Origin of the sequence: Vibrio sp. J1-1 (assembly GCF_021728395.1) — a bacterium.
Lineage (GTDB): Bacteria > Pseudomonadota > Gammaproteobacteria > Enterobacterales > Vibrionaceae > Vibrio.
Window position 1 is genome coordinate 87474 of record NZ_JAKKCM010000005.1, and the last position, 21117, is coordinate 108590.

At 45.6% G+C, this 21117-nt stretch carries 35 protein-coding genes; 5 read left to right on the top strand and 30 right to left on the bottom strand.

Going from position 1 to position 21117, the window contains the following annotated elements; all coding sequences use genetic code 11:
- Positions 1-52 precede the first annotated feature (52 nt).
- Positions 53-514 carry a GNAT family N-acetyltransferase gene (locus tag L3V31_RS09660; RefSeq protein ID WP_237315866.1) on the top strand — a complete coding sequence of 154 codons (462 nt, stop codon included), beginning with the start codon at positions 53-55 and terminating at the stop codon, positions 512-514.
- Positions 515-608: 94 nt separating this feature from the next.
- On the opposite strand, the gene L3V31_RS09665 is transcribed toward L3V31_RS09660, so the two are convergent.
- On the bottom strand, positions 609-1208 hold the full coding sequence (locus L3V31_RS09665) for a LysM-like peptidoglycan-binding domain-containing protein (protein WP_237315867.1): 600 nt from the start codon (positions 1206-1208) through the stop codon (positions 609-611).
- A gap of 230 nt (positions 1209-1438) precedes the next feature.
- On the opposite strand from L3V31_RS09665, the gene L3V31_RS09670 reads away from it, so the two are divergent.
- A complete protein-coding gene (locus tag L3V31_RS09670) occupies positions 1439-2059 on the top strand; it encodes an FKBP-type peptidyl-prolyl cis-trans isomerase (RefSeq protein WP_237315868.1) in 621 nt (206 codons plus the stop codon).
- Between the two features lie 142 nt (positions 2060-2201).
- Positions 2202-2678 (top strand): DUF2780 domain-containing protein, encoded by a 477-nt coding sequence (locus L3V31_RS09675; RefSeq protein ID WP_237315869.1) that lies wholly within the window; start codon positions 2202-2204, stop codon positions 2676-2678.
- Between the two features lie 166 nt (positions 2679-2844).
- Here the strand turns inward: L3V31_RS09675 and rplQ are convergent, their stop codons facing one another.
- The 29 genes from rplQ to rpmE form a co-directional block, all read right to left on the bottom strand.
- The gene (gene rplQ, locus L3V31_RS09680; protein ID WP_005383141.1) at positions 2845-3225 is read right to left on the bottom strand and encodes a 50S ribosomal protein L17; all 381 of its coding nucleotides are present in this window, start codon (positions 3223-3225) and stop codon (positions 2845-2847) included.
- Between the two features lie 26 nt (positions 3226-3251).
- Entirely contained in the window at positions 3252-4244 is a 993-nt protein-coding gene (rpoA, locus tag L3V31_RS09685) for a DNA-directed RNA polymerase subunit alpha (protein WP_014230672.1), read from the bottom strand.
- Between the two features lie 23 nt (positions 4245-4267).
- Positions 4268-4888, bottom strand: coding sequence for a 30S ribosomal protein S4 (gene rpsD, locus L3V31_RS09690; RefSeq protein WP_014230671.1), 621 nt, complete (start codon positions 4886-4888; stop codon positions 4268-4270).
- A 27-nt stretch (positions 4889-4915) separates the two neighbouring features.
- Positions 4916-5305 carry a 30S ribosomal protein S11 gene (rpsK, locus tag L3V31_RS09695; protein ID WP_001118870.1) on the bottom strand — a complete coding sequence of 130 codons (390 nt, stop codon included), beginning with the start codon at positions 5303-5305 and terminating at the stop codon, positions 4916-4918.
- A gap of 18 nt (positions 5306-5323) precedes the next feature.
- Positions 5324-5680 carry a 30S ribosomal protein S13 gene (gene rpsM, locus L3V31_RS09700; protein WP_005383154.1) on the bottom strand — a complete coding sequence of 119 codons (357 nt, stop codon included), beginning with the start codon at positions 5678-5680 and terminating at the stop codon, positions 5324-5326.
- 151 nt (positions 5681-5831) lie between these two features.
- Positions 5832-5945, bottom strand: a complete 114-nt coding sequence (gene rpmJ, locus L3V31_RS09705; protein ID WP_000868186.1) for a 50S ribosomal protein L36 — start codon at positions 5943-5945, stop codon at positions 5832-5834.
- A gap of 38 nt (positions 5946-5983) precedes the next feature.
- Positions 5984-7318 carry a preprotein translocase subunit SecY gene (secY, locus tag L3V31_RS09710; RefSeq protein WP_237315870.1) on the bottom strand — a complete coding sequence of 445 codons (1335 nt, stop codon included), beginning with the start codon at positions 7316-7318 and terminating at the stop codon, positions 5984-5986.
- Positions 7319-7338: 20 nt separating this feature from the next.
- Positions 7339-7773 (bottom strand): 50S ribosomal protein L15, encoded by a 435-nt coding sequence (rplO, locus tag L3V31_RS09715; RefSeq protein ID WP_005383155.1) that lies wholly within the window; start codon positions 7771-7773, stop codon positions 7339-7341.
- A 5-nt stretch (positions 7774-7778) separates the two neighbouring features.
- The gene (rpmD, locus tag L3V31_RS09720; RefSeq protein ID WP_000201159.1) at positions 7779-7955 is read right to left on the bottom strand and encodes a 50S ribosomal protein L30; all 177 of its coding nucleotides are present in this window, start codon (positions 7953-7955) and stop codon (positions 7779-7781) included.
- A gap of 7 nt (positions 7956-7962) precedes the next feature.
- Positions 7963-8466 (bottom strand): 30S ribosomal protein S5, encoded by a 504-nt coding sequence (rpsE, locus tag L3V31_RS09725; protein ID WP_004745894.1) that lies wholly within the window; start codon positions 8464-8466, stop codon positions 7963-7965.
- A gap of 14 nt (positions 8467-8480) precedes the next feature.
- Positions 8481-8834, bottom strand: a complete 354-nt coding sequence (gene rplR / locus L3V31_RS09730; protein WP_005435088.1) for a 50S ribosomal protein L18 — start codon at positions 8832-8834, stop codon at positions 8481-8483.
- Positions 8835-8843: 9 nt separating this feature from the next.
- Positions 8844-9377, bottom strand: a complete 534-nt coding sequence (rplF, locus tag L3V31_RS09735) for a 50S ribosomal protein L6 (protein ID WP_237315871.1) — start codon at positions 9375-9377, stop codon at positions 8844-8846.
- 13 nt (positions 9378-9390) lie between these two features.
- Positions 9391-9783: a 30S ribosomal protein S8 gene (rpsH, locus tag L3V31_RS09740; RefSeq protein WP_005450567.1), complete on the bottom strand. Its 393-nt coding sequence runs from the start codon at positions 9781-9783 to the stop codon at positions 9391-9393.
- A gap of 29 nt (positions 9784-9812) precedes the next feature.
- Positions 9813-10118 (bottom strand): 30S ribosomal protein S14, encoded by a 306-nt coding sequence (rpsN, locus tag L3V31_RS09745; protein ID WP_004410442.1) that lies wholly within the window; start codon positions 10116-10118, stop codon positions 9813-9815.
- A 17-nt stretch (positions 10119-10135) separates the two neighbouring features.
- Positions 10136-10675: a 50S ribosomal protein L5 gene (rplE, locus tag L3V31_RS09750; RefSeq protein ID WP_005455660.1), complete on the bottom strand. Its 540-nt coding sequence runs from the start codon at positions 10673-10675 to the stop codon at positions 10136-10138.
- Positions 10676-10699: 24 nt separating this feature from the next.
- Complete coding sequence (gene rplX / locus L3V31_RS09755; RefSeq protein ID WP_014230668.1) at positions 10700-11017, bottom strand: 50S ribosomal protein L24; 318 nt, start codon at positions 11015-11017, stop codon at positions 10700-10702.
- 13 nt (positions 11018-11030) lie between these two features.
- Positions 11031-11402, bottom strand: coding sequence for a 50S ribosomal protein L14 (rplN, locus tag L3V31_RS09760; protein WP_004410450.1), 372 nt, complete (start codon positions 11400-11402; stop codon positions 11031-11033).
- A 162-nt stretch (positions 11403-11564) separates the two neighbouring features.
- Positions 11565-11819, bottom strand: a complete 255-nt coding sequence (gene rpsQ / locus L3V31_RS09765; protein ID WP_005379575.1) for a 30S ribosomal protein S17 — start codon at positions 11817-11819, stop codon at positions 11565-11567.
- Entirely contained in the window at positions 11819-12010 is a 192-nt protein-coding gene (gene rpmC, locus L3V31_RS09770) for a 50S ribosomal protein L29 (protein ID WP_098416675.1), read from the bottom strand. The genes rpsQ and rpmC overlap by 1 nt, the downstream gene beginning before the upstream one ends.
- Complete coding sequence (rplP, locus tag L3V31_RS09775; protein WP_005379577.1) at positions 12010-12420, bottom strand: 50S ribosomal protein L16; 411 nt, start codon at positions 12418-12420, stop codon at positions 12010-12012. The genes rpmC and rplP overlap by 1 nt, the downstream gene beginning before the upstream one ends.
- A gap of 11 nt (positions 12421-12431) precedes the next feature.
- The gene (rpsC, locus tag L3V31_RS09780) at positions 12432-13130 is read right to left on the bottom strand and encodes a 30S ribosomal protein S3 (RefSeq protein ID WP_005383161.1); all 699 of its coding nucleotides are present in this window, start codon (positions 13128-13130) and stop codon (positions 12432-12434) included.
- Positions 13131-13148: 18 nt separating this feature from the next.
- Positions 13149-13481 carry a 50S ribosomal protein L22 gene (gene rplV, locus L3V31_RS09785; RefSeq protein ID WP_014230666.1) on the bottom strand — a complete coding sequence of 111 codons (333 nt, stop codon included), beginning with the start codon at positions 13479-13481 and terminating at the stop codon, positions 13149-13151.
- Positions 13482-13491: 10 nt separating this feature from the next.
- Positions 13492-13770, bottom strand: a complete 279-nt coding sequence (gene rpsS / locus L3V31_RS09790) for a 30S ribosomal protein S19 (RefSeq protein ID WP_004394525.1) — start codon at positions 13768-13770, stop codon at positions 13492-13494.
- Positions 13771-13791: 21 nt separating this feature from the next.
- Entirely contained in the window at positions 13792-14616 is an 825-nt protein-coding gene (rplB, locus tag L3V31_RS09795) for a 50S ribosomal protein L2 (RefSeq protein WP_237315872.1), read from the bottom strand.
- 15 nt (positions 14617-14631) lie between these two features.
- Complete coding sequence (gene rplW, locus L3V31_RS09800; RefSeq protein ID WP_004398471.1) at positions 14632-14934, bottom strand: 50S ribosomal protein L23; 303 nt, start codon at positions 14932-14934, stop codon at positions 14632-14634.
- Entirely contained in the window at positions 14931-15533 is a 603-nt protein-coding gene (gene rplD, locus L3V31_RS09805) for a 50S ribosomal protein L4 (protein WP_041156801.1), read from the bottom strand. The genes rplW and rplD overlap by 4 nt, the downstream gene beginning before the upstream one ends.
- A 17-nt stretch (positions 15534-15550) precedes the next feature.
- Entirely contained in the window at positions 15551-16180 is a 630-nt protein-coding gene (gene rplC, locus L3V31_RS09810; protein WP_237315873.1) for a 50S ribosomal protein L3, read from the bottom strand.
- Between the two features lie 14 nt (positions 16181-16194).
- On the bottom strand, positions 16195-16506 hold the full coding sequence (rpsJ, locus tag L3V31_RS09815) for a 30S ribosomal protein S10 (protein ID WP_004410492.1): 312 nt from the start codon (positions 16504-16506) through the stop codon (positions 16195-16197).
- A 458-nt stretch (positions 16507-16964) separates the two neighbouring features.
- On the bottom strand, positions 16965-17183 hold the full coding sequence (rpmE, locus tag L3V31_RS09820) for a 50S ribosomal protein L31 (RefSeq protein ID WP_237315874.1): 219 nt from the start codon (positions 17181-17183) through the stop codon (positions 16965-16967).
- A gap of 296 nt (positions 17184-17479) precedes the next feature.
- Here rpmE and priA point away from each other — a divergent pair, with 296 nt between their 5' ends.
- Together priA and cytR are read left to right on the top strand one after the other, a co-directional pair.
- Complete coding sequence (priA, locus tag L3V31_RS09825; RefSeq protein WP_237315875.1) at positions 17480-19684, top strand: primosomal protein N'; 2205 nt, start codon at positions 17480-17482, stop codon at positions 19682-19684.
- 335 nt (positions 19685-20019) lie between these two features.
- Positions 20020-21027: a DNA-binding transcriptional regulator CytR gene (gene cytR, locus L3V31_RS09830; RefSeq protein ID WP_237315876.1), complete on the top strand. Its 1008-nt coding sequence runs from the start codon at positions 20020-20022 to the stop codon at positions 21025-21027.
- Positions 21028-21117 lie beyond the last annotated feature (90 nt).

Sequence of the window (21117 nt, forward strand, 5' to 3'; positions counted from 1 at the left end):
GCAGAAAAATAAGTAAAGTCAGTAACACAAAAAATCAATAACGGAATATAGAATGCTTACCTGGATAACTTTGCCTTTCACTCAACTCACCACGATACAGCTTTACGAACTGATGCGATTACGTGTCGATGTTTTTGTTGTAGAGCAAACCTGCCCTTATCCAGAACTTGATGGCAAAGATACACTGGACGGAGTCTACCACCTTCTCGGCTATCAAGATGATGCATTAGTGGCTTGTGCTCGCTTACTACCTGCTGGCACAACCTACAGCAATGTCAGTATTGGTCGTGTCGTTACTAAACAGACAGCTCGCGGCGGGGGTTTAGGTCACAAACTTCTGGAAGAAGCATTAACGCAGTGTGAGTCATTATGGCCTAAGCAGACCATCGATATTGGCGCTCAGGAACATCTCATTGAGTATTACTCAAGGCACGGGTTTGATGTTGTTTCAGACTGCTACCTTGAAGATGGTATTCCGCATGTCGATATGCGTAGAGAAGCAACTACGAAGTAAATAGAGACCGTTGCATCCCTAGGAAAATCTCTTCCAACAAAAAAGACGCGTTCATCTCGCGTCTTTTTTCAACCGTGTGTTTTATCAGAGACCGCTACTTATTGCGTCCGAAGGTTCCATCAGATAAGCGGAAGAACATAACAGAATGGTCGCCCTTCTCGAGCTGTAACATATCAAGCTGACCATCATCAGAAAATTTAAAGCGAATCAACTGCCCCTGTCTGATATGACTAAGCGGCTTGTCGCTACCTTCAATTTTGACTAGTGAGCTGAGATCTGCCATGGATAACTGGTTATTGCGGAAGACCTGCGCGAGCGTATCGCCATTCTTCACTTGATACTCTTTCCAATTTTCAGACTTTGGACCTGAGTTCTGAGACGTACGTTGCTGACTCAAGCTCTGAGTATTTAAATTGATCGTAACACGTTGATGATCCACGGGCTGAGTTTGCTCGACTAACTCTTCGGTTTTCTTTGGCATCGGAACAATAAGAATCAAAAGCAGCAGTGGCACCAACACCATCAATGCTCGTTGATGGAATTTAGGCAGGCGTTGCCAAAACGCAGTAACTGGCTGTACGCGTTCTAACCACTTAGTTTTGTTGAACGGCTGCTTCCAGTCGATAGCAGCGTATTTTTGTTTGATCAACTCGACGTAGTCGACTTGCTGCTTTTTCTTTCTGCGACGATTCATTACGATAGACCCCTTAATGCTTACTGCCAGTATAAAAATACCAGCGCGGAGAGTATATGTTTTTCACTCAAGTAAAATGGAATTTGGATTAAATTAGCAGAAAATTCACTTGGAGTAAGAGATAAGTCACACCCTCAATGGTCAGACGAGACAATCTGAGCCAATCATTTAAACCTTAGTCCGAAACTGATATCCTGTGACCTTTAACACTCCTAATAAGAGCGACATTTATGTCTGAAATTAAATTTGAAACTGCAGAACAAAAAGCAAGCTACGGCATTGGTCTGCAAATGGGTCAGCAACTAGCAGGTTCTGGTCTAGAAGGTCTTAGCGTTGATGCAATCGCAGCTGGTATTGCTACTGCACTAGTTGGTGACATGCCAGCAATTGAAATCGACGAAATCAACAAAGCGCTACAAGAGCTACACACTCGCGCTGAAGCTGTTCGTCAAGAAGCAGCGCAAGCAGCAGCAGCTGACGGCGAAGCGTTCCTAAAAGACAACGCTCTACGCCCAGAAGTTAAAGTTCTAGAATCAGGTCTACAATACGAAGTTATCTCTGAAGGCACTGGTGAAATCCCAACAGCAGACAAATCTGTACGCGTTCACTACCACGGTGAGCTAACAGACGGCACTGTATTTGACAGCTCTGTATCTCGCGGTCAGCCAGCTGAATTCCCTGTAACGGGCGTAATCAAAGGTTGGGTTGAAGCACTACAACTAATGCCTGTTGGTTCTAAGTGGAAACTATACGTTCCACAAGACCTTGCGTACGGTGAGCGTGGCGCAGGTGCTGCGATTCCTCCATTCGCAGCGCTAGTATTCGAAGTAGAACTACTAGACATCCTATAATTGAAATCCATTTCAATTACAGTTTCTAAAGCGGCGCTCTAGCGCCGCTTTTTTGTTTAGGCTAAAGTCGTTGTTCTCTTAAACATAAACTGTCACTCTAACAATCTAATAATTAAAAACACGCTCAACCGTTGGAGGTACTATGCGTAAAACACTCCTGACGCTGGCACTGCTATCGATGCATATCGGCAGTGCACATGCTTTCCTTGATTCAGTAGTAGAAAAAAGTAACGAGAGCGGACTGATGGACATGGTCGGTCAAAGTTTAAGTACGGAATCTTCACCATTAACTGATTTACTGACAAGTCAATTACCTGTATCAACCGAACAAGCTGCAGGTGGTAGCAGTGCATTACTGGCGTTAGCACAAAGTCAACTATCCGGCGCAAATAGCAGCGAGTTAGAATCTTTGCTCCCTGGATTATCTAATTTGAGCAGCGCACAAAGTTTGTTAGGTAATGTCGAAAGTTTAAGCACTGTGCAAAGTGCATTCGATAAATTGGGATTAGACGCTTCGATGATCAGCCAGTTTGCACCAGTAATTTTGCAATATCTTAACGAGCAAGGTGCCAGCGAAGGCCTACTTAACTCTTTAACTGGTTTATGGTCCGCTGAATAAAGCGATAATAGAGAAGAAATAGAAAGCTAAGCGCTGTTAATTAACATTAGGAGAGACATGCTACCTTTGTTCTGAAGAGATAACACGCTTAGATTTCAATTAGTTTGAAAGTGACAGATACAAAAAAGCCGAGCTAACGCTCGGCTTTTTCGTTCTTACGAACTGATTACTCAGCAGCTTCTTCAGCAGCTGGGCGATCTACAAGCTCAATGTAAGCCATTGGAGCTTTATCACCAGCACGGAAGCCAGCTTTTAGGATACGAGTGTAACCGCCCTGACGAGCAGCAAAACGTGGACCTAGTTCGTTGAAAAGTTTTGCAACTACTTCGTTGTCACGAGTACGTGCAAATGCTAGACGACGGTTAGCAACACTGTCAGTCTTAGCTAGTGTAATCAAAGGCTCAACTACGCGACGTAGCTCTTTTGCTTTTGGCAAAGTAGTCTTGATAACTTCATGACGTACTAGAGAGCTAGCCATGTTGCTGAACATCGCTTTGCGATGTGAGCTGTTGCGGTTGAGTTGACGACCACTCTTACGATGGCGCATGACCTAATCCTTCTAACTAGTATCGATTAATCTTCAGCGATTGATGCAGGCGGCCAGTTTTCTAGGCGCATGCCCAGAGACAGACCACGTGACGCAAGTACGTCTTTAATCTCAGTAAGAGATTTTTTACCAAGGTTAGGCGTTTTAAGTAGCTCAACCTCAGTACGTTGTACTAGATCACCGATGTAGTGAATCGCTTCTGCTTTCAGACAGTTAGCAGAGCGAACTGTTAGTTCAAGATCGTCTACAGGACGCAGTAGGATCGGATCGAATTCTGGCTTCTCTTCCTTCTCCTCAGGAACACGTACATCACGAAGATCTACGAATGCATCCAATTGTTCAGCTAGGATAGTAGCTGCACGACGGATTGCTTCCTCAGGTTCTAGAGTACCGTTTGTTTCCATATCGATAACAAGCTTGTCTAGATCAGTACGCTGTTCTACACGAGCTGCTTCTACAGCGTAGGCAATTTTGTCTACTGGGCTGTAAGTAGCATCTACTAGTAGGCGACCAATTGGACGCTCGTCTTCTTCAGTATGGATACGCGCAGAAGCTGGAATGTAACCACGACCACGTTCTACTTTAATACGCATAGCGATTTCAGCATTGTCATCCGTTAGGTGACAAATAACGTGTTCAGGGTTAGCGATCTCTACATCACCATCATGGGTGATGTCACCTGCAACCACAGGGCCCGAGCCTGATTTGTTCAAAGTAATGAACACTTCATCTTTGCCTTCAGCCACACGCACTGCCAAACCTTTAAGGTTTAGGAGGATTTCAAGAATATCTTCTTGAACGCCTTCTTTAGTGCTGTACTCGTGAAGTACGCCCTCAATCTCTACTTCTGTCACTGCACAACCAGGCATAGAAGATAGAAGAATGCGGCGAAGTGCATTACCCAGAGTATGACCAAAGCCACGCTCTAATGGCTCAAGAGTTACTTTTGCGTGAGTCGAGCTGATTTGTTCGATGTCAACTAGACGTGGCTTAAGAAATTCTGTTACAGAACCCTGCATTGTGTCCTCTCTTTAGTTTAACCTTACTTAGAGTAAAGCTCGACGATCAATTGTTCGTTGATGTCAGCTGATAGATCAGAACGCTCAGGCATACGCTTGAATGTACCTTCCATCTTGCCACCATCTACTTCAATCCAAGTTGGTTTTTCACGTTGTTCAGCAACTTCTAGAGCAGCTTTGATACGAGATTGCTGTTTAGCTTTCTCGCGGATAGAAACAACGTCATTAGCCGCTACTTTGAAAGAAGGAACGTTTACAACTTTACCGTTTACTAGGATAGCTTTGTGGCTAACTAGCTGACGTGCTTCTGCGCGAGTTGCACCAAAGCCCATGCGGTAAACTACGTTATCAAGACGACCTTCAAGAAGCTGAAGCAGGTTTTCACCAGTGTTGCCTTTTAGGCGAGCAGCTTCTTTGTAGTAGTTACGGAATTGTTTTTCTAGAACGCCGTACATACGACGAACTTTTTGCTTCTCACGAAGCTGAACGCCATACTCAGATAGACGACCGCGACGAGCGCCGTGTACACCTGGTGCGTTATCAATTTTACACTTGGTATCGATCGCGCGAACACCAGACTTAAGGAATAAGTCAGTGCCTTCACGACGGCTAAGCTTCAGCTTAGGACCCAAATATCTTGCCATGATTCTTCTCCAATTGTCCTAGAAACGTTATACGCGACGTTTCTTAGGTGGACGACAACCGTTATGAGGGATTGGTGTAGCATCAACAATGTTAGTGATGCGGAAACCAGCGGCGTTTAGTGCACGAACAGTTGATTCGCGACCTGGACCAGGACCCTTAACCATAACTTCCAAGTTCTTTAGGCCGTATTCTTTAGCCATTTCAGCACAACGCTCAGCAGCAACCTGTGCAGCGAACGGAGTAGACTTACGAGAACCACGGAAACCAGAACCACCTGCAGTAGCCCATGCAAGAGCGTTACCTTGACGGTCAGTAATGGTTACGATTGTGTTATTGAAAGAAGCATGGATGTGCGCAACGCCATCTGCAACTTGCTTGCGTACGCGCTTACGAGCGCGAGTTGGTTGTTTAGCCATTGTACTCTACCTTCCCGATTATTTCTTGATCGGCTTACGCGGACCCTTACGGGTGCGAGCGTTGGTTTTAGTACGCTGTCCACGTAGTGGTAGACTGCGACGATGACGAAGACCACGGTAACAGCCAAGGTCCATAAGACGCTTGATGTTCATAGATACTTCACGACGTAGATCACCTTCTACAGTGTACTTAGCTACACCATCACGCAGTTGATCGATCTGCTCTTCAGTTAGTTCACTGATCTTAACATTTTCAGCAATACCCACTTCAGCTAGGATAGCTTGAGAGCGAGTTTTACCGATGCCGTAGATCGCAGTAAGTGCGATTACAGCATGCTTCTGATCAGGAATGTTAATGCCGGCTATACGGGCCATTATTCACTCCTAAGTGTGTTTCTATAAAAGAATTAGCCGCAGCAAAGCCCGTTATGGATACGCTGCGGAGTACTACTTCTTTTGCACGCAAAAGGTAGGCCGAGGAATATACTCGACCTAACCTTCGTTTTCAAGTAAAAATTTCTGCTAATTAGCCTTGGCGCTGTTTGTGCTTTGGCTCACTGCAAATCACGCGAACGACACCGTTACGCTTGATTACTTTACAGTTACGGCAGATTTTTTTAACGGAAGCACGAACTTTCATTGCTAAACTCCGTAAATGAAACTGAGTCTACCGCCGGATTAACGGCCGTAGCCTTTCAGATTCGCTTTCTTCAACACAGAATCATACTGTTGAGACATCATATGAGTCTGTACCTGTGCCATAAAGTCCATAATTACAACCACTACGATAAGTAGTGATGTACCGCCGAAGTAGAAACGTACGTTCCACGCGACCATCATGAACTCGGGAATCAGACAGATAAAGGTAATGTACAGTGCACCTGCAAGGGTAAGACGTGTCATCACTTTATCAATATATTTCGCTGTCTGCTCACCTGGGCGGATGCCGGGTACGAATGCACCTGACTTCTTCAAGTTATCTGCTGTTTCACGTGGGTTAAAAACCAACGCTGTGTAGAAGAAACAGAAGAAGATAATTGCTGCAGCATAAAGCATTACATACAGCGGTTGACCTGGGCTAAGAGCCAAAGACACGTCAGTTAACCAACCGAACGCGCTGCTCTCACCGTTCTGACCAAACCACTGAGCCAGTGTTCCTGGGAACAGGATAATACTTGATGCGAAAATCGCTGGAATAACGCCTGCCATATTAATTTTAAGTGGCAGATGCGAGCTTTGTGCAGCAAATACTTTACGACCTTGTTGACGCTTCGCGTAGTTAACAACGATTCGACGTTGACCACGCTCCATGAAAACAACGAAGTAAATTACTGCAAAAGACAATACCGCGATTAGCAACAGAAGAAGTACATGCAATTCACCTTGACGCGCTTGCTCGATTGTTTGACCGATTGCAGAAGGCAATCCCGCAACAATACCTGCAAAAATTAGTAACGAAATACCGTTACCAATTCCACGCTCTGTAATTTGTTCACCTAACCACATCAAGAACATGGTGCCGGTTACTAAACTTACGGTAGCAATAAGCGTAAACATGGTTTGGTTGATAACAACCAGATTATCGACCATGTTTGGTAAGCCCGTTGCAATACCTATAGCCTGGAAGGTTGCAAGTACAAGCGTGCCGTAGCGTGTGTATTGGCTTATCTTACGACGGCCTGCTTCACCCTCTTTTTTGAGTTCAGCTAACGCTGGATGAACTACAGTTAGCAATTGGACAACAATAGATGCCGAAATATACGGCATAATGCCCAATGCTAATATAGATGCACGCTCAAGAGCACCACCGGAGAACATGTTAAACATTTCTACGATGGTACCTTTTTGCTGGTCGAACAATTCGGCAAGTACAGCAGCGTCAATACCAGGGATCGGCACAAAAGAGCCTGCTCGGAATACTAAAAGTGCACAAATTACGAATAATAAGCGCGACTTCAGCTCACTTAAGCCGCTCTGAGCACTACGAAAATCTTGTCCTGGTTTCTTAGCCATCTGTACCTCGTTCCTCGAGATTATTCCTCGATTTTACCGCCTGCAGCTTCGATTGCAGCTTTAGCGCCTTTAGTCACACGTAGACCTTTAACAGTCACTGCTTTGTTGATTTCACCAGAAAGAACAACTTTTACGAATTCGATGTTCTTAGTGATGATGTTAGCAGCTTTAAGACTGTTAAGATCAACTACGTCACCAGAAACTTTCGCTAGCTCAGCTAGACGAACTTCAGCAGACACTAGGCTCTTACGAGAAGTGAAACCGAATTTTGGTAGACGTTGTTTCAGAGGCATCTGACCGCCTTCGAAACCTGGACGAACACTGCCGCCAGAACGTGATTTTTGACCTTTGTGACCACGGCCACCAGTTTTACCTAGGCCTGAACCGATACCACGACCTACTCGCTTCGCAGAAGTTTTCGCGCCAGCAGCCGGTGCTAGAGTATTCAAACGCATTCTGATTACTCCTCAACTTTAACCATGTAGTAAACCTTGTTGATCATACCGCGCACGCACGGAGTATCTTCAAGTTCTACTGTGTGGTTGATTTTACGAAGACCTAGACCGCGCAAAGTAGCTTTGTGCTTAGGTAGACGACCAATTGAGCTTTTAGTTTGAGTTACTTTAATAGTTGCCATGGTGTTCTTACTCCGAAATAGATTCAACAGTTAGACCACGTTTAGCAGCAACCATTTCTGGTGACTTCATGCTACCTAGAGCATCGATCGTTGCACGAACGATGTTGATAGGGTTCGTAGAACCGTATGCTTTAGATAGTACGTTGTGTACACCAGCAACTTCTAGTACTGCACGCATCGCACCACCTGCGATAACACCAGTACCTTCTGCTGCAGGCTGCATGTAAACTTTAGAGCCCGAGTGGCGACCTTTCACTGGGTGGTGAAGAGTGCCTTCGTTTAGAGCGATCGTAGTCATGTTACGACGCGCTTTTTCCATTGCTTTTTGAATCGCTGCAGGTACTTCACGAGCTTTGCCGTAACCGAAACCTACACGACCATTACCGTCACCAACTACTGTTAGTGCAGTGAAGCTCATGATTCGACCACCTTTAACCGTTTTAGAAACACGGTTAACTGCGATTAATTTTTCTTGCAAATCATTCGCTTGAACTTGTTGTTCTTTAGCCATCTTCCAACCCTACCTTAGAATTTCAGACCAGCTTCGCGAGCAGATTCTGCTAGCGCCGCTACTCGACCGTGGTATTGGAAACCAGAACGATCAAATGCAACTGCAGTTACGCCTTTTTCAAGAGCGCGCTCTGCAACAGCTTTACCTACTGCTTTAGCTGCATCAACGTTACCAGTGTATTTCACTTGCTCACGGATCGCTTTTTCTACAGTAGAAGCTGCTGCGATAACCTCAGAGCCATTAGCCGCGATAACCTGTGCGTACACGTGACGAGGAGTACGGTGTACAACTAGGCGAGTCGCACCCAGTTCTGCAATCTTACGACGTGCGCGTGTAGCACGACGGATGCGAGATGCTTTCTTATCCATAGTGTTACCTTACTTCTTCTTAGCTTCTTTAGTACGCACATTTTCATCTGCGTAACGAACACCTTTACCTTTGTAAGGCTCAGGTTGACGGTAAGAACGAATGTCAGCCGCAACTTGACCAACTAGTTGCTTATCAGCACCAGTGATCACAATTTCAGTTTGGCTTGGACATTCAGCTTTAATACCCGCTGGCAACTCGTGCTCAACTGGGTGTGAGAAGCCTAGTGTTAGACCTACAGCGTTGCCTTTGATAGCAGCACGGTAACCAACACCTTTAAGAGTTAGCTTCTTAGTAAAGCCTTCAGTAACACCAACAACCATGTTGTTTACTAGTGCACGAGCAGTACCTGCTTGTGCCCAAGCGTTAGCAACACCTTCTTTAGGACCGAAAGTTAGGTTGTTTTCTTCCTGAGCGATAACTACTGCATTGTTAAGAACGCGAGTTAGTTCGCCCTTAGCACCTTTAACAGTGATTTCTTGGCCGTTTAGTTTCACCTCTACGCCAGCTGGAATAGCGACAGGTGCTTTTGCAACACGAGACATAGTCTACTCCTTATTAAGCTACGTAGCAGATGATTTCACCACCAAGACCTGCTTTACGTGCAGCGCGGTCTGACATAAGACCCTTGGAAGTAGAAACGATAGCAATCCCAAGACCACCCATTACAGAAGGAAGTTGATCTTTCTTCTTGTAAACACGTAGACCTGGACGAGAAACACGTTTAAGTTGCTCGATTACTGGTTTAGCTTGGAAGTACTTAAGAGTAACTTCTAGCTCAGGTTTTGCTTCGCCTTCAACAGCGAAGTCAACGATGTAACCTTCAGCTTTTAGTAGTGCAGCAATTGCAACTTTAAGCTTTGAAGAAGGCATTTTTACAGCAACTTTGTTTGCTGCCTGACCGTTACGAACGCGGGTCAGCATATCCGAAATCGGATCTTGCATGCTCATATGATTTACTCCAAATGATTAAGTGGCAATTACCAGCTAGCCTTACGAAGACCCGGAATCTCGCCTTTCATGCAAGCTTCACGAACCTTAATACGGCTTAGACCGAACTTACGTAGGTAACCGTGTGGACGACCAGTTTGGTTGCAACGGTTGCGCTGACGTGATGCACTTGAATCACGTGGAAGAGATTGCAGTGTAAGAACTGCGTTCCAACGATCTTCTTCAGATGCGTTTACATCGCTAATGATAGCTTTAAGCGCAGCACGCTTCTCAGCGAACTTAGCTACTAGCTTCGCACGTTTTGCTTCACGTGCTTTCATTGAATTTTTAGCCATAACAGTAACCCTTCACCTTACTTACGGAATGGGAAGTTAAAGGCAGCCAGCAGAGCACGGCCTTCCTCATCAGTACCAGCAGACGTCGTAATAGTGATGTCTAGACCGCGTACTCGATCAACTTTATCAAAGTCGATTTCCGGGAAGATGATTTGCTCGCGAACGCCCATGCTGTAGTTACCGCGTCCGTCAAAAGACTTAGCGCTAACGCCACGGAAGTCACGTACACGTGGAAGAGCGATGTTAATCAAACGCTCAAGAAAATCCCACATACGTTCGCCACGCAAGGTTACTTTACAACCGATAGGGTAGCCTTCACGGATTTTGAAACCTGCAACAGATTTGCGCGCTTTTGTGATAAGTGGCTTCTGACCAGAGATCGTTGCCATATCAGACGCTGCATTTTCTAGCAGTTTCTTATCGTTGATTGCTTCACCAACACCCATGTTCAGGGTGATTTTCTCGATTCTAGGGACTTGCATGACGCTTGTGTAGCTGAACTGTTTGGTCAGTTCAGCGACTACAGACGACTTGTAGTAATCATGCAGTTTCGCCATAGTAGAACTCCAAATTACTTCTAATTAGTTAGAAACGGTTTCGCCATTAGACTTGAAGAAACGAACTTTCTTGCCGTCTTCAAAACGGAAACCGATACGGTCAGCTTTACCAGTAGCTGCGTTAAAGATTGCAACGTTAGAAGCGTCAATAGCTGCTTCTTGTTCAACGATGCCACCTTGTTGACCTAGAGCCGGAACCGGCTTTTGGTGTTTTTTAACAAGGTTGATGCCTTCAACGATAACTTTACCAGTTGCTAGAACCTTAGTTACTTTACCTTTCTTGCCTTTGTCTTTACCAGCAAGAACGATTACTTCGTCGTTACGACGGATTTTAGCTGCCATTTCTACGTGCTCCTTACAGAACTTCTGGAGCCAGTGAAACGATCTTCATGAACTTATCGCCACGAAGTTCGCGTGTCACAGGACCAAAGATACGTGTACCGATTGGTTGCTCTGTATTGTCGTTCAACAATACGCAAGCATTTCGGTCGAAGCGAATGACAGAACCGTCAGGACGACGTACGCCTTTACGGGTGCGCACTACCACCGCCTTCAGAACATCACCTTTTTTTACTTTACCGCGAGGAATTGCTTCCTTCACAGTAACTTTGATGACGTCACCGATATGTGCATAACGGCGGTGAGAGCCACCCAGAACCTTAATACACATTACGCTGCGTGCGCCTGAGTTATCAGCTGCGTCCAGCATACTTTGCATTTGGATCATGTTAGTGCTCCGCTAAATATTAATAACTAGACCCATCACGGGTCGGGCTGCCTCTTTAAAAGGGACGCGAATTGTACCACCCTTTTTTGTGATTGGGTAGTCAAAAAATAAACGGCTCCAAAAATATTTTGGAGCCGCTTTAGTTTCATAGAATTAACGAGATTAAATCTTCGCCTTTTCTAGAACTTTTACCAAAGTCCAAGACTTAGTCTTAGACAGTGGACGACACTCAGCGATTTCAACTGTGTCGCCTAGGCCACACTCGTTGTTCTCGTCATGTGCGTGTACTTTAGTCGTACGTTTAACGTATTTACCATAGATAGGGTGTTTTACGAAACGTTCGATAGCAACAGTGATAGACTTGTCCATCTTATCGCTAACAACACGACCTTGTTGAGTACGTTTTACTTCGCTCATTATGCGCCTGCCTTCTCAGTCAAAACAGTTTTCACACGTGCGATATCACGGCGTACAGCTTTCAGAGTATGAGTTTGCTGTAGTTGACCAGTTGCAGCTTGCATGCGCAAGTTGAACTGTTCACGTAGCAAATTCATTAGCTCAGCGTTAAGCTCTTCAACGCTTTTCTCGCGTAGATCTTGTGCGTTCATCACATCACCTGCTTAGTTACAAATGTAGTTTTGAAAGGCAGTTTACGTGCCGCAAGACGGAACGCTTCACGTGCCAATTCTTCAGGTACACCACCCATTTCGTACATAACCTTACCAGGTTGGATTTGGGCTACCCAGTACTCAACGTTACCTTTACCCTTACCCTGACGAACTTCAAGTGGTTTTTCTGTGATTGGTTTGTCTGGGAACACACGGATCCAGATTTTACCTTGACGCTTAACGTGACGTGTCATTGCACGACGTGCCGCTTCGATTTGACGAGCAGTTAGACGACCACGGCCAACAGCTTTAAGACCGAATTCGCCGAAGCTTACATCAGTACCCTTAGCTAGACCACGGTTACGACCAGTCTGAACCTTACGGAACTTAGTACGTTTAGGTTGTAGCATCTGTCGACTCCTTACTTACGGCCTTTACGCTGCTTCTTAGGCTTGTCGCCTTTAGGCTCAACAGCGTTAGCTGCTGGCATACCACCTAGAATCTCACCTTTGAAGATCCAAGTTTTAATGCCGATCACACCGTATTGAGTGTGAGCCGAAGAAGTTGCGTAATCAATGTCAGCACGTAGAGTGTGTAGAGGCACACGGCCTTCACGGTACCACTCTGAACGTGCGATTTCAGCGCCGCCTAGACGACCGCTTACTTCCACTTTGATACCTTTAGCGCCTAGACGCATTGCGTTTTGTACCGCGCGCTTCATAGCACGACGGAACATAACACGACGCTCTAGCTGAGACGCGATGCTGTCACCAACAAGTTGCGCATCCAGTTCAGGCTTACGTACTTCAGCGATGTTAATTTGCGCTGGTACACCTGCAATTTTAGCTACAGCTGCGCGTAGCTTCTCTACGTCTTCACCTTTCTTACCGATAACAACGCCTGGACGAGCAGTGTGAATAGTCACACGGATGCTCTTAGCAGGACGCTCGATAACGATGCGTGATAGAGACGCTTTTTTCAGTTCACTTGTAAGGAACTGACGTACCTTGAAGTCGCCGTCTAGGTTGTCAGCGAAATCTTTGGTGTTAGCAAACCATGTAGCATTCCAAGGCTTAACGATGCCTAGACGAATACCATTAGGATGTACTTTTTGACCCATTGCTTACTCTCCTAGTCTCTAGCGATCTGCTACAACAACAGTGATGTGGCTTGAACGCTTCAAGATACGATCCGCACGACCTTTAGCACGAGGCATAATACGCTTCATGGTTGGGCCTTCATCTACAAAGATTTTTGCGACATTCAGATCGTCAATATCTGCACCTTCGTTGTGCTCCGCGTTAGCGATAGCAGACTCTAGAACTTTCTTAACTAGTTCAGCAGCTTTTTTGTTGCTGAAAGTTAGGATTTCTAGAGCTTGGTCAACAGATTTACCACGGATTTGATCCGCAACTAAGCGAGCTTTCTGAGGCGAAATGCGAGCAAAGTTATGTTTAGCAATTGCTTCCATTATCTACTCCTTAGCGCTTCTTAGCTTTCTTATCCGCAGCGTGACCGCGGTAAGTACGTGTTGGTGCGAATTCGCCCAGTTTGTGACCGATCATTTCATCAGTTACAAATACTGGTACGTGCTGACGACCATTATGGACAGCGATGGTCAAACCGATCATCGTAGGGATGATCATTGAACGACGGGACCAAGTCTTAATAGGCTTTTTGTCTCCGCTTTCCACCGCTTTCTCTACCTTCTTCAGCAAGTGTAGGTCAATAAAAGGACCTTTCTTGAGAGAACGTGGCATGGCGATTCCTCTTTATATAGATTACTTGTTACGACGACGTACGATGTACTTGTCAGTGCGTTTGTTCTTACGAGTCTTGAAGCCTTTAGTTGGCATACCCCAAGGTGATACTGGATGACGGCCACCAGAAGTACGACCTTCACCACCACCGTGTGGGTGATCAACCGGGTTCATTACCACACCGCGAACGGTTGGACGAACACCGCGCCAGCGAGTAGCACCAGCTTTACCAAGTTCACGTAGCATGTGCTCAGAGTTACCAACTTCACCGATTGTTGCACGGCCTTCAGAAAGAACTTTGCGCATTTCGCCAGAACGTAGACGGATAGTTACGTATGAACCGTCGCGAGCAACGATTTGAGCGTAAGCACCAGCTGAACGAGCTAGCTGACCGCCTTTACCAGGCTTCAGTTCAACGTTGTGTACAGTTGAACCTACTGGGATGTTACGCATTGGTAGAGTGTTACCAGCTTTGATAGGTGCATCAACACCTGACTGAATAACATCACCAGCTACAACACCTTTAGGTGCTAGGATGTAGCGACGCTCACCGTCTTTGTAAAGAACTAGAGCAATATTTGCGCTACGGTTTGGATCGTATTCAAGACGCTCAACTGTCGCTGGGATACCGTCTTTAGTACGTTTGAAGTCAATTACACGGTAGTGATGCTTGTGACCACCGCCGATATGACGTACTGTGATACGACCGTTGTTGTTACGACCACCATTCTTAGAGTTTTTCTCTAGAAGAGGTGCGTATGGCTTGCCCTTGTGTAGGTCAGCGTTAACAACTTTAACAACGTGACGACGACCAGGGGAAGTCGGCTTACATTTAACAATAGCCATTTTTAACTACTCCTGTTATTCCGCGCCGCCAACGAAGTCAAGATCTTGACCTTCTTTCAAAGTAACGTACGCTTTCTTAACGTCGCTGCGGCGACCTTGGCGTAGACCTTGACGTTTGGTCTTACCCTTAGTGATAAGAGTATTTACAGACTTAACTTCAACTTCAAATAGCTTTTCTACAGCTGCTTTGATCTCTTTTTTAGTAGCATCTTTAGCTACTTTGAAAACGATAGTGTTCGCTTTCTCAGCTGCCATAGTTGCTTTTTCAGAGATGTGCGGTGCACGTAGAACTTTTAGGATACGCTCTTCAGTGATCATGCTAGCATCTCCTCAACTTGTTTAACTGCCTCAGCAGTCATTACAACTTTGTCGAACGCGATTAGTGAAACTGGATCAATACCAGCGACATCACGTGCGTCAACTTTGTATAGGTTACGAGCCGCTAGGAATAGATTCTCATCTACTTCGCTAGTCACGATTAGAGCGTCAGTTAGCTCAAGCTCTTTCAGCTTAGCTACTAGCTCTTTAGTCTTTGGTGCTTCAACTGAGAAGTTATCAACAACGATTAAACGCTCTTGACGAACAAGCTCAGAAAGAATGCTCTTCATAGCACCGCGGTACATTTTTTTGTTTACTTTTTGGCTGTGATCTTGTGGTTTCGCAGCAAAAGTAACACCACCCGAACGCCAGATTGGGCTACGGATTGTACCAGCACGTGCACGGCCAGTACCTTTTTGACGCCATGGCTTAGCGCCACCGCCAGAAACTTCTGAACGTGTTTTTTGAGCACGAGTACCTTGACGAGCACCTGCTGCAAATGCAACAACTACTTGGTGTACAAGAGCTTCGTTAAACTCACGTCCGAAAGTAGTTTCGGAAACAGTTAGTGCATCGGCACCTTTAACCATTAGTTCCATTACTTACTCCTGAGACGTTATGCTTTAACAGCTGGTTTAACGATCACGTTGCCGCCAGTTGCGCCTGGGACTGCACCTTTAATAAGAAGCAGGTTGCGCTCAGCGTCAACACGTACGATCTCTAGGTTTTGAGTCGTTACACGCTCAGCACCCATGTGACCTGCCATTTTCTTGCCTTTAAATACGCGACCTGGAGTCTGACATTGACCGATAGAACCAGGAGCACGGTGAGACAATGAGTTACCGTGAGTCATATCTTGAGTACGGAAGTTCCAACGCTTAACAGCGCCTTGGAAGCCTTTACCCTTAGATGTACCAGTAACGTCTACTTTCTTAGTTTCGTTGAATAGTTCAACAGTTAGTTCAGCACCAACTTCGAACGCTTCGCCGTTTTCTAAACGGAATTCCCAAAGACCGCGACCAGCTTCAACACCAGCTTTAGCAAAGTGACCTGCTTCAGCTTTGTTTACGCGGTTAGCTTTCTTTGCACCAGCAGTAACCTGGATTGCAGCGTAGCCGTCAGTTTCTAGAGTTTTCACTTGAGAAACGCGGTTTGCTTCAACTTCAACAACTGTTACTGGGATAGAAACGCCGTCTTCAGTAAATACGCGGGTCATGCCCACTTTACGACCGATTAGACCAATCATTCTTCTAATCTCCCTTAACCTAGGCTAATTTGAACGTCAACGCCCGCAGCAAGGTCTAGACGCATTAGAGCATCAACAGTTTTGTCTGTTGGCTCAACGATGTCGATTAGACGCTTGTGAGTACGGATTTCGTACTGATCACGTGCTTTCTTGTTAACGTGTGGAGAGATAAGAACTGTGAAACGCTCTTTACGAGTTGGTAGTGGGATTGGACCACGAACCTGTGCGCCAGTGCGCTTAGCTGTTTCAACGATTTCCGCTGTAGAAGCGTCGATTAGTTTGTAATCGAAAGCTTTTAGGCGGATACGGATACGTTGGTTCTGCATGAGACAGAGCTCCAAAATTGATAAATTACACAAACAATATCGCCACTCATACTCGTCAAGACGAGAGAATGCCGATTGATTTATGTGAAACCGTAGCATCCAAGATTAGGACGCATTGTCAGTTAATTTTCGATTAACTATCCCTACATACCAAAGTCACCTTTGGGGATAGTTTTTCCGAAGAAAAGATAGCTAATTGTATTAACCGCGAACATAAGCTGAGTCTACATTACCTAATAAATCCTTGGATTTATTAGCTCCTCACTGCTCATTGGTTCACAACTGGCTTAACCAGTGCGCTGCATTATACAGATCACATTTTAGGTTGCAAGCATTGAGTGAAAAATAATCGAGACTATTTTTAACTCGCTGTTTTTAATGTAACCACAGAGTTCAACATAAACAAAAAGGACGCCGAAGCGTCCTTTTCCAAACTGTAATCGTAATAGCGTCTACTATTATTTCTTACTTGATAGTGCACCGAAACGCTTGTTGAAGCGATCAACACGGCCGCCTGTATCAACGATACGTTGCTTACCAGTGTAGAATGGGTGGCACTTGTCACATACGTCTAGGTGGATAGAATCCTTTGCTAGAGTTGAGTTGAACTCAAAAGTGTTGCCGCAAGAACAAGTAGCAGTTACTGCTTTGTATTCTGGGTGGATACCAGTTTTCATGGGATAACCTCAATAGTAGGCCGTGTCGCTATACGAGTCTAAGCCGCACACCACACGTAATTAATATAAAAGTGCGATACCGCATCAGCTTTATGCCGAAGCCATATCTCAAGGCGCGATATACTAATGAATCGCACTGTTGGGATCAACACATTTGGCAATTTTTTCGCCACTTTTTTAGCCAGTCTATTGCTCATCGCCTGTTTGAACGGTGATCAGTCAGCTTTACTCGAATTTTCATCCCAACTTTAATAGACTCTAAGCTCCTTTCCCTCTTTATATTACAGCCGAACTTTATGCGTCCATCCATTGCCAGAGTGGCATTGCCCGTTCCACTCGACAAACAGTTTGATTATGCCATTCCGGGACACTTATTTCCGATCATTGGTGGGCGCGTGTCGGTACCTTTTGGCCGTCAAACCTTAGTTGGCATCGTCACCGCGCTGGTGAACCACTCTGATTTCCCTAAAGAGCAACTCAAGCCAATTAAAACCGTATTGGACTCACAACCCATCTGGTCAGAAAAGCTGTATTCATTACTTACATGGTGTAGTCAGTTTTATCAGTACCCATTGGGCGATACGCTGCACAATGCGATGCCTGCGGCACTGAGAAAAGGCAAGCCAGCAGATTTTGCCACTTTACAGGAATGGCAGATAACCGAAGCTGGTAAAGACAAACTGATGCAAGGGCTCGATCGTCGAGCCGTGAAGCAACAAAAAGTCCTGCAAATTCTGGTAGACGGAGCAGTGCCGCACCAAGAACTTGTAGACCAAGAGATCGCCTCAACAGTACTGAAGTCTTTAGAAGAGAAAGGTTGGATTGAGCGAATAGAGAAAATGCCGACCATTTCAAAGTGGCCTCAGCAGGTAGAAAACGCTGTCGACAAACCCAAACTAAACCATGAACAGGCGTTAGCCATCGCCAGTGTCAACAGCCAGAATGGTTTTGCCTGCTATTTATTAGAAGGCGTAACAGGTTCAGGGAAAACTGAGGTCTACCTGAACCTGATCAAGCCAGTGTTAGAAAAAGGGCGACAAGCGTTAGTTCTGGTGCCAGAGATTGGCCTGACACCACAAACCATTAACCGCTTCAAGCACCGCTTCAATGTGCCAGTTGATGTTATACACTCAGGTTTAAATGATACCGAACGTTTAAACTCTTGGTTATCGGCTCGTGATAAAGCGGCTGGAATTATAATCGGGACACGCTCAGCCCTACTGACACCATTTGCTGATCTGGGCATTATTATTGTCGACGAAGAACACGACTCTTCATATAAACAACAAGATAGTTTGCGCTACCACGCTCGTGATGTTGCTGTTATGCGAGCACACAAAGAGCAAGTGCCTATTGTGCTGGGCTCTGCAACTCCGGCACTTGAAACGCTACACAATGCGTTATCTGGTAAATATCATCACCTGACGTTAACCCAGCGAGCAGGCTCTGCGGTACCAACAACGAATAAAGTGCTCGACGTTAAAGGTCAGTACCTAGAAAGCGGATTGTCGGCGCCACTGATTGCTGAAATGCGCAAACACTTAAAGGCGGGCAATCAGGTGATGCTGTTTCTTAACCGCCGAGGTTTTTCCCCTGCCCTAATGTGCCATGAGTGTGGTTGGATTGCAGAGTGTAAGCGCTGTGATGCTTACTACACCTTCCATCAATACAGTAACGAAATCCGCTGCCATCATTGCGGCTCACAACAACCTGTCATTCATCAGTGTCAGGGATGCGGTTCCACTCACTTGGTGACGGTCGGTGTCGGTACAGAGCAGTTAGAACATCAATTGGCGCAACTCTTCCCAGAGTACAAAGCCATTCGTATCGATAGAGACAGCACCCGCCGCAAAGGCAGCTTAGAAGATGCCCTTGAGTCAATTCGTAAAGGTGAATACCAAATTTTGATTGGCACACAAATGCTTGCCAAGGGACATCACTTTCCGAACGTAACACTGGTGGCGCTCTTGGATGTGGATGGCTCTTTATATAGTAGTGATTTCCGTGCTTCTGAACGCCTCGCGCAGCTTTTTATTCAGGTTGCTGGGCGAGCTGGTCGTGCGAGCAAACCTGGCGAAGTAATTTTGCAGACTCACCACCCAGAGCACAGCTTACTACAGGCACTGCTACAAAAAGATTACCGCCACTTTGCAATGACCGCCTTAGAGGAGCGAAAATTGGCGCAGCTCCCTCCATATAGTTACCTGACGTTATTTAAAGCCGAAGCTACCCAAAGTGAAGTGGTCGAAGACTTCCTGCGCCAAGTTCGTTTTACGCTAGAGTCTCATCCATTATTTGACGACACCTGCATGGTACTTGGCCCGACCCCCTCGCCTTTGGCTAAGCGAGCAGGCAAATATCGCTGGCAACTTTTGCTGCAAACCCAACATCGCTCACTAATGCAAAAGTTATTAACCAGTGCAAAACCTGCTATTGAGTTGTTACCTAATGCCAAAAAAGTACGTTGGAACTTAGACATAGAACCACAGGATCTCAGCTAGCAAACGTTTAGCTATGTAATGAATTACCCTTTAATGTGACAAATGTCACATTGTCATTGTAAATTTTGTTAAACAGACCGTAACTTTCGCCAAAGAAATGAATAGACTATCCCAATTAGAAAAGTCTTAAGTACTTTGTAGAAAAAGACTTTAAATGAACATCATAGCGATTCCCCACATTTGAAGTGTCGTTCTGGTCATTAATACATACTTTACTCGACAAATAGACACCAGAAATGTGATGGTAAAGTGCGAATTTATCTGTACTCAATGACAGTAATTTCACTACAGGGAATAACGTCAACTTGGCGAACAAATTGAGAGGTTAAAAAACTATGGCGACAATGAAGGATGTTGCCCAGCTTGCTGGAGTGTCTACCGCGACGGTATCTCGAGCATTAATGAACCCAGAGAAAGTCTCCTCTTCAACCAGAAAAAGAGTTGAAGACGCGGTACTCGAAGCAGGTTACTCACCAAATTCATTAGCGCGTAATTTACGACGAAACGAGTCGAAGACTATTGTTACGATCGTTCCTGACATCTGCGACCCTTACTTTTCCGAAATCATACGTGGTATCGAAGATGCCGCGATGGAGCACGGCTATCTCGTTTTACTGGGAGACAGCGGCCAGCAGAAGAAGCGCGAAAGTTCATTCGTAAACCTGGTATTTACGAAGCAAGCTGACGGGATGCTGCTACTAGGTACTGACTTACCATTTGATGTGAGTAAACCAGAGCAGAAGAACCTACCACCCATGGTTATGGCGTGTGAATTTGCTCCGGAACTGGAGCTGCCAACCGTTCATATCGATAACCTAACTTCTGCGTTTGAAGCGGTAAACTATCTGACTCAGCTTGGTCACAAGCGTATTGCGCAAATTTCAGGTCCCGATACCGCGGTATTGTGCCAATTCCGTCAACAAGGCTACCAGCAAGCGCTGCGTCGCGCAGGGATCAACAAAGATCCGCAATACAGTATTGTCACCGAGTTCTCGTTTGACGGCGGTGCAAAAGCAGTACGTAAGCTGCTGGAGCTAGCGGAGCCACCAACAGCGATTTTCTGTCACTGTGACACGATGGCAATCGGCGCTATTCAAGAAGCGAAAAAGCTCGGCTTCCGTGTACCACAAGATCTATCGGTAGTCGGTTTTGATGACATCAACTTCGCGCAGTACTGTGATCCACCGTTAACGACCATCTCTCAGCCTCGATATGAGATTGGCCGACAAGCGATGCTAATGATGTTAGAACTTTTAAAAGGCCACGATGTACAGTCAGGCTCTCGCCTTCTGGAAACGAACTTAATTGTACGCGGAAGTGCTGCGCCTCCTCAACGAGCGTAAGTTTTTCTCACCAATGGCAGTTAAGTCTCTGTCCATTAAAAGCAGCACTCATTTGGTGCTGCTTTTTTATATGTACCTATCAAGATTAGA